The organism is Variovorax sp. P4_D9 (genome assembly GCF_056401695.1).
In genome coordinates, this window is the sequence record NZ_JBFUIU010000450.1 from 1 (window position 1) to 7,387 (window position 7,387).

A 7,387-nucleotide genomic window follows, 5' to 3' on the forward strand; every position below is an offset into this window, starting at 1 on the left:
GATTGCATTGCCTTACGCAGGAGCCCCCGACTTCTATCTGTCGTATCTGTACGTCATCTTCTTTTGGGTGGCGTTGGCCACGAGCTGGGGAATCTTGAGCGGCTACGCCGGGTACTGGAGCTTTGGCCACGCGGCCTTTTTCGGCACTGGCATCTATGCGGCAGGCGCGCACCGAAAGAGTGACATGACTGTGAAACATGAAAAGTACCAACGCCTGATCGACATCTGCAAGTCGATCGCGCCGACGCCGACCGCCGTGGCGCACCCCTGCGATACGTCTTCGCTGGAGGGCGCGATGGAGGCGGCCCGGCTCGGCCTGATCGTGCCGACGCTTGTCGGCCCGCGCGAGCGCATCCTGGCGGTCGCGGCCTCGGGTGGGATCGATTTGTCCGGCGTCCAGATCGTCGATGCACCCCACAGCGAGGCGGCCGCCGCGGCGGCGGTGCAACTGGTGCGCGAGGGCAAGGCCGAGGCGCTGATGAAGGGCAGCCTGCACACCGACGAGCTGATGGCCGCCGTGGTCAAGCGCGACACTGGCCTGCGCACCGCGCGGCGCGTCAGCCATTGCTTCGTGATGGACGTGCCGGGGCACGACGACGCCTTGATCATCACCGACGCGGCGGTCAACATCGCGCCCACGCTGGAAGAGAAGGTCGACATCCTGCAGAACGCGATCGATCTCGCGCACGCGATGGGGGTGTCGGAAGTGCGGGTGGCCATTCTCTCGGCGATGGAGACCGTCAACCCGAAGGTGCCGTCCACCGTCGAAGCGGCGGCGCTGTGCAAGATGGTGGACCGAGGGCAGATCACTGGGGCGCTCGTCGATGGTCCACTGGCATTGGACAACGCCATCAACCTCGAAGCCGCGAAGATCAAGAAGATCGATTCGCCGGTGGCGGGCCGAGCCAATGTGCTGCTGGTGCCCGACCTCGAAGCGGGCAACATGCTAGCCAAGAGCCTGTCCTTCCTCGCGGGCGCGGATGCCGCGGGCATCGTGCTCGGCGCGCGGGTGCCCATCATCCTGACCAGCCGGGCCGATTCGGTCCTTACCCGGCTCGCCTCCTGCGCGGTCGCGGTGCTGGTCGCCAAGGCCCGTCGTGAGGCCGCCAAGGCCGTAGGGTGACAGCATGGCCGACGTGATCCTGGTTCTCAACGCCGGCTCGTCCAGCGTGAAATTCAGCGTCTTCGAGGCTGGAACCGAAGAGCTCCCGCTGYTGCTGCGCGGCCAGATCGAAGGGCTTTACACGGCACCGCGCTTCATGGCGAAGGACGCAGAGGGCGCCGAGGTCGGCACCAAGGTGTGGGGCGAGGGCGTCGCGCTGGGGCACGATGGCGCAATCGCCCACCTGATTGAGTTCCTGCGGGACCATCGCGGCGAACACAAGTTGGCGGCGGTCGGCCACAGGGTCGTGCACGGCGGGCTGGCGTTCACGCAAGCCACGCGGGCGACCGCCGACGTGGTTTCGGAGCTCCGCAAGCTGAGCCCTCTCGCGCCGCTGCATCAGCCTCACAACCTCAAGCCCATTGAGCTCGTTCAGAAGCTACTTCCCGAAYTGCCCCAGGTTGCCTGTTTCGACACCGCGTTTCATCGCGCGCAGCCCGAGGTGGCGCAGGCCTTCGCGCTGCCGCCGTCAATCACCGCGCTCGGCGTACGGCGTTATGGCTTCCATGGCCTGTCCTACGAATACATCAGCGGCGTGCTGCCGCTGATCGATCCGAAAGCGGCTGCGGGCCGAACCATCGTCGCCCACCTCGGCAACGGCAGCAGCATGTGCGCGATGGCGAGCGGGCGGAGCATGGCCAGCACAATGGGCTTCACAGCGGTGGACGGGCTGCCGATGGGCACGCGATGCGGCAGTCTCGATCCGGGGGTCGTCCTGTACCTGATGGATGAACTGGGCATGGACGCGCGCGCCATCGAAGACCTGATCTACAAGCAGTCGGGGCTGCTCGGCGTGTCCGGCCTGTCAAGCGACATGCGCACGCTGCTTGCGAGCGACGACCAGCGTGCGCGCTTCGCGGTCGAGCTGTACACCTACCGGCTCGGACGCGAGCTGGGCTCGCTTGCCGCTGCTGCCGGCGGCATCGACGCCCTTGTCTTCACCGCCGGCATCGGCGAGCATGCGCCAGCGATCCGCGAACGTGTGTGCCGCGACGCGGCGTGGCTGGGAGTGGATCTCGATCCAGTCGCCAATGAGGCCGGCGGACCGCGCATCAGCGCATCTTCCAGCAAGGTCGCTGTATGGGTAATCCCCACCAACGAAGAGCTGATGATCGCCCGCCATACCTTGAAGATTGCCCAAGCGGCGCCAGCATGAGAGCCGTTGTGCCGTACTCTGGAGGAGCCTGATCGTGACCATCGAGATCCCTCGCCCGATACTGAAGGACGCCAAGGTGCTGGTCTGCGGTATTGCCAACGAGCATTCCATCGCCTATGGCTGCGCCAAGGCATTTCACGAGCTCGGCGCGAACCTGGCCATCACCTATCTCAACGAGAAATCGAAGAGCTACGTGGAGCCGCTTGCGCGCCAGCTGGAGGCACCGATCTTCATGCCGCTCGACGTCTCGCTGCCGGGCGAGCTCGAGGCCGTATTCGCAAGGATCGACCAGGAATGGGGCCGCCTCGACGTGCTCGTGCACTCCATCGCGTGGGCGCCCAAGGACGACCTGCAGGGCGGCTTGCTGAGCTGCTCGGCAGATGGCTTCGCCAAGGCGATGGATGTATCTTGCCATTCCTTCGTGCGGATGGCGCGGTTGGCGGCGCCGCTGATGAAGGACGGCGGAACGATGATCGCGATGAGCTATTACGGTGCCAACAAGGTCGTCTCGAACTACAACGTCATGGGGCCTGTGAAGGCGGCGCTGGAGGCATCGGCGCGCTACCTGGCCTATGAACTCGGCCCGAAGGGTATCCGCGTGCATCCCGTCTCGCCGGGCCCCCTGAAGACGCGGGCCGGCTCCGGCCTCAAGGACTTCGACCTGCTGCTCAACGAGGCGGCACAGCGCGCACCAGTCGGCGGGCTGGTCGACATCATGGATGTGGGCTTCACCTGCGCGTTTCTCGCCACGCCCTACGCGAGGCGGCTCTCAGGCGAGACCCTCTACGTCGATGGCGGCGTGCACATCATGGCGTAGTGTTTCGATAGATTCACAACGTAGTCCGAAACTCCGTTGCGGCAGCGGCGGCCTCCCACCCTTCGCTCTTCGGCGAAGAGCCAACATCTGAAAGAAGACAAACATGCCCAAGACAAGCAGCACCACGACGCGCGTTTCGCTCGCCATTCCACCGTCTAACACCTTGCCATCGATGGCCGCCATGACGAGCCTGAACCCCGCTCTGCAGGCCTGGGGGTGGTTTGGCGAGTACATGACTGATGCCGCGCAGCGCACCATCCTGTTCTGGGACGTGCTGCGTCAACGAAGCACCCAGTACTACGCGCAGAAGAGCAAGGACGTGCCCCATGTATTGAGCTTCGATGCCGAACTGGTGCTGGACGCCCGCACTTTCGACAAGCCTGTCAACTATCTGCTCGTGCGCATCAAGCCGGCTCAAGGCGTGGTGATCGATCCCGTGAAGCGGCCGTTCGTGGTGGTCGATCCGCGAGCCGGACACGGGCCGGGCATCGGCGGCTTCAAGGCCGACAGTGAAATCGGCGTGGCCATGCGTGCCGGCCATCCCTGCTACTTCGTCGGTTTCACGCCCGAGCCGATGCCGGGCCAGACCATCGAGGACATCATGGACGTCGAGGCGGTGTTCCTGGAACGCGTCATTGAGCTCCATCCCAAGGCAGAGGGCAAACCGTGCGTCATCGGCAACTGCCAGGCGGGCTGGGCCGTGATGCTGGTGGCCGCGGTTCGGCCTGAGCTGTTCGGCCCGATCATCGTCCCCGGTTCGCCCCTGTCGTACTGGGCCGGGGTGGAAGGCGAGAACCCCATGCGCTACACCGGCGGCCTGGCCGGCGGTAGCTGGATGACGGCGCTGACCAGCGATCTGGGTAACGGCAGGTTCGACGGCGGCCACCTGGTCGAGAATTTCGAGAACCTGAATCCCGCCAACACGCTGTGGACCAAGAACTACGACCTGTGGTCGAAGGTGGATACCGAGGGGCCACGCTTCATCGAGTTCGAGAAATGGTGGGGCGGCCACGTCAACCTGAACGGCGAAGAAATCCAGTGGATCGTCGACCAGTTGTTCGTCGGCAACCGGCTGGCCACCGGCGAGATCGTCACCCGCAAGGGCGAGCGGATTGACCTGCGCCAGATCCGCTCGCCGATAGTCTGCTTCTGCTCCAAGGGCGACAACATCACCCCGCCGCAGCAGGCGCTGGGGTGGATCGTCGACCTTTATGGCAGCGACAAAGACATCCTGGCCTGCGGCCAGACCATCGTCTATGCCGTGCACGAAAGCGTCGGCCATCTCGGCATCTTCGTCTCGGGCGGCATCGCCAAGAAGGAACACCAGGAGTTCGCCTCCAACATCGATTTGATCGATGTCTTGCCCCCCGGGCTGTACGAGGCCGTGCTGACCCCGAAGACAGCCGATGCGGTCAACCAGGAAGGGATCGTCGGCGACTGGATCGTTCGCTTCGAGCCGCGCACCCTGGACGATGTGCGCGACATTGTGCAGCCCGACCCCGCGAACGAACGCCGCTTCGCGACCGTTCGGCGGGTTTCCGAGATCAACCTCGGCCTGTACCGCACCCTGTTCCAGCCCTTCGTGCGGGCGGCGGTCAACGAACAGACGGCCGGGTGGATGAAGAAGTTGAGCCACGCCGAGCTACCGTTCGAGATCTTCTCTGAGCGCAACCCGCTGATGCAGCAGGTGGCCCAGCTTGCGGAGCAGGTGCGCCAGCAGCGCCAACCCATTGCGCCCGACAACCCATTCCTGGAGTGGCAAGCGAAGATCTCGGACGGGATCATCGCCGCCCTCGACGGCTATCGCGATCAGCGCGACCGCCGCATGGAGAAGACCTTTCTGGCCATCTACAGCTCGCCGGTTCTGCAGGCCATGGTGGGGCTGGGCGCCTCAGACGAGCCCGTGCGTCAGAAGCCGGGGCTGGACCCCGAGCACGTGGCACGCATCCAGGAGCACATCGCCGAGCTCAAGGCGCGCATTGCCGAGGGTGGTCCTCGCGAGGCCGCGATCCGCGCCCTGGTCTATATCGGCCTGGCGGGGTCGGGCGCCGACGAACGCACGTTCAACACATTGCGCCAGATTCGCGCCGAAAACGGAGAGCTGACGCTGCAGGCGTTTAAGCAGATCGTGCGCGAACAGTATTTCAACCTAAAGATCGACTGCGAGGGAGCCCTCGCAGCCATTCCGAAGATGTTGTCGGCAGACCGGGCCCTGCGCACACGCATGCTGGACGCGTTGCACCGAATCGTCCAGGCGACCGGCGATGTCGCTGGCGAACCCGYGGAGCGGCTGGCTCAGGTTGAAAAGCTGTTCAGCACGGGCCTGCCCACCGCCCCGCCCCAAAAGGCAACCCTCAAGGCAGTCCCCAAGGCTGCCCGCAAGGCCGCCTGAGCCATCAGGTACTGCAGCCATACACATGGAACGCCAACACAGTACAACAGGCAGGGGCTGGCGCCCTTGCCCTGAACGGTGGCGCTGCACATCATGGCTTAGCGCATCAACGCAAGAACACGAAGGACGGACACGACGAGATCCGCGACCTTCTCGTCAAGTACGGCTTCCCGGCCTTTGACGCCAAGAACATGAGCTCGGCGACGGTTCGCGCCCGGGCGTGCTGCTGAGCTTCCACGAGACTGATCCCATGACGCTGGGCTATCTGCAGGCGCGCATCAACAACGTGTACTGGAAGAAGCGCAAGCTCAGCGCGCATGTCCTGCGAGGTCGCTTTGCGTGATCGGAGCGGAGTTCGCGTGTTCGATCTCTTGCGCGTTCACTTCTCACCTTTCAGACTTTGAACAGGTGTCCGCCATCGACGCCGTGTTGGACACCCATAACCTGCAGATCCCTCAAGCAACCATCACTCTCGTTCCACATCACCCTCATGCTGCCGATGCTGGTTGCAAGATACGCCGCACCGGTTCAGCAGGCAGTACCCCCATGGGAGCGGTACCGCTCAATCGGCTCCTGCTGTGGCCGCGCCAACGCCGAGCGCACCACCAGCCGCTGCAACCTCCAGTCAAGCCCAGTTGGACCAGACAATGGCGTCGCTCGCGCTCTATCCGGACTCGCCGCTGTCGCAGGTGCTGATGGTGAGCCGCGACCTATCCGGCCGATGCGGCGGATGCGGCGGATGCGGCGAAATGATTGAAGGCGAACCCGCGCCAGAAGGGCGATGCCGCGCTGAAGGCGGCGGCCGACCAGCCGTGGGATCAGAGCGTGCAGTCGCTCGTCGCCTTTCCGCGGGTGTTGGAGATGATGGGCGCGCAGCCCGACTGCGTGCAGCACCTCGGCGACGCCTTCCTGGCTTCGTCCAAGGACGTCCTCGATTCGGCGACAACGCCTGCGGGCCCAGGCGCAGAAGACGGGCAGCCTCGCCCGAATCCCGGTGTGCTGGACATCGTGATGAGGTCACCGCTCGGACAGTCGCTGGGCCGGGAACGCATGCTCTTCAATCTCGAGCAGGCGGTTGCGCGCTACGAGAGCATGACTTGAAGAGGCGCAGCGTAGGATTCCGCTCGATCAAAGTACGCGCCTACCGCCACAAGTCCGAGCACCGCTCCCAATCCGTATCCGGCGAATGCAATCCCGAACAGCGAGCCGAACGATCGACGCCCGAAATGGGCACGAATCAGATAGGCAATCATGTCACCCTCTGGACCGATCTTGAGCCCGATCAGGAAGCACGAAGCTAGCAGCAGAGGGTATGCATCCGATACGCGCATGAGGTAGCTGCCCACCGCATCCGCCAGGAAAAAGCCGCAGGCGACAAACGGCGCATGAGTCTTGTCGATCAGGATACCCATCAAGATCCGTCCAACGAGCAATCCGGCGCCGACCATGGATGCACTCAGGGCTGCAGAACTCGCACTGAAACCTTTGCCCACCAGCATGGATGGCAGATGCGGGCCGAACGAAAGCGTTGCCGCGGACGCAAGGACGAACATCGCGAATATGGCCCAGAGCCTGTAGGACCGAATGGCCCTGGCGAAGCCTCATTCGATGTCACAGAAGGCGATGACCGGCCAGCACCGCCCGTTGTTGAGTGGCGCTCTTTCAGAAGGAGCCACGCAGGGATGGACAGTATCAGCGAACCGCATCCCAACGCCAGATACGCGGCCCTCCAACCCCAGGCCGACACGATCGCCTGGGAAAGGGAAGGCATGACGATCGCACCCGCCCCCAACCCGCACATCGCAACGCCAACCGCCAGTCCCAGGCGCCGATCGAACCACTGGGGAAGGATGGCGAGGT

General features: G+C 64.3%; 7 protein-coding genes. 5 read left to right on the forward strand and 2 right to left on the reverse strand.

The window, feature by feature from the left end:
• Positions 1–184: 184 nt before the first annotated feature.
• The 5 genes from AC1DY5_RS34745 to AC1DY5_RS34765 all read left to right on the forward strand — a co-directional run bounded on the left by AC1DY5_RS34745 (position 185) and on the right by AC1DY5_RS34765 (position 6,628).
• Positions 185–1,123 (forward strand): phosphate acetyltransferase, encoded by a 939-nt coding sequence (locus AC1DY5_RS34745; RefSeq protein WP_478118931.1) that lies wholly within the window; start codon positions 185–187, stop codon positions 1,121–1,123.
• A 4-nt stretch (positions 1,124–1,127) separates the two neighbouring features.
• A complete protein-coding gene (locus AC1DY5_RS34750) occupies positions 1,128–2,318 on the forward strand; it encodes an acetate/propionate family kinase (protein WP_478118925.1) in 1,191 nt (396 codons plus the stop codon).
• A 34-nt stretch (positions 2,319–2,352) separates the two neighbouring features.
• The gene (gene fabI / locus AC1DY5_RS34755) at positions 2,353–3,135 is read left to right on the forward strand and encodes an enoyl-ACP reductase FabI (RefSeq protein ID WP_478118926.1); all 783 of its coding nucleotides are present in this window, start codon (positions 2,353–2,355) and stop codon (positions 3,133–3,135) included.
• 181 nt (positions 3,136–3,316) lie between these two features.
• Positions 3,317–5,527, forward strand: coding sequence for a DUF3141 domain-containing protein (locus AC1DY5_RS34760; protein ID WP_478118933.1), 2,211 nt, complete (start codon positions 3,317–3,319; stop codon positions 5,525–5,527).
• A 753-nt stretch (positions 5,528–6,280) separates the two neighbouring features.
• Complete coding sequence (locus AC1DY5_RS34765) at positions 6,281–6,628, forward strand: DUF3300 domain-containing protein (RefSeq protein WP_478118927.1); 348 nt, start codon at positions 6,281–6,283, stop codon at positions 6,626–6,628.
• On the opposite strand, the gene AC1DY5_RS34770 is transcribed toward AC1DY5_RS34765, so the two are convergent.
• Together AC1DY5_RS34770 and AC1DY5_RS34775 are read right to left on the reverse strand one after the other, a co-directional pair.
• Complete coding sequence (locus tag AC1DY5_RS34770; protein WP_478118929.1) at positions 6,610–7,080, reverse strand: MFS transporter; 471 nt, start codon at positions 7,078–7,080, stop codon at positions 6,610–6,612. The two genes, AC1DY5_RS34765 and AC1DY5_RS34770, sit on opposite strands and share 19 nt — an antisense overlap.
• Positions 6,984–7,328 carry an MFS transporter gene (locus AC1DY5_RS34775; RefSeq protein ID WP_478118935.1) on the reverse strand — a complete coding sequence of 115 codons (345 nt, stop codon included), beginning with the start codon at positions 7,326–7,328 and terminating at the stop codon, positions 6,984–6,986. The genes AC1DY5_RS34770 and AC1DY5_RS34775 overlap by 97 nt, the downstream gene beginning before the upstream one ends.
• Positions 7,329–7,387: the final 59 nt, after the last annotated feature.

Excerpts from the sequence above, each read along its gene's own strand:
- AC1DY5_RS34745 (WP_478118931.1), top strand. The coding sequence starts at position 185 with ATGACTGTGAAACATGAAAAGTACCAACGCCTGATCGACATCTGCAAG.
- AC1DY5_RS34770 (WP_478118929.1), bottom strand. The coding sequence starts at position 7,080 with ATGTTCGTCCTTGCGTCCGCGGCAACGCTTTCGTTCGGCCCGCATCTG.
- AC1DY5_RS34775 (WP_478118935.1), bottom strand. The coding sequence starts at position 7,328 with ATGTGCGGGTTGGGGGCGGGTGCGATCGTCATGCCTTCCCTTTCCCAG.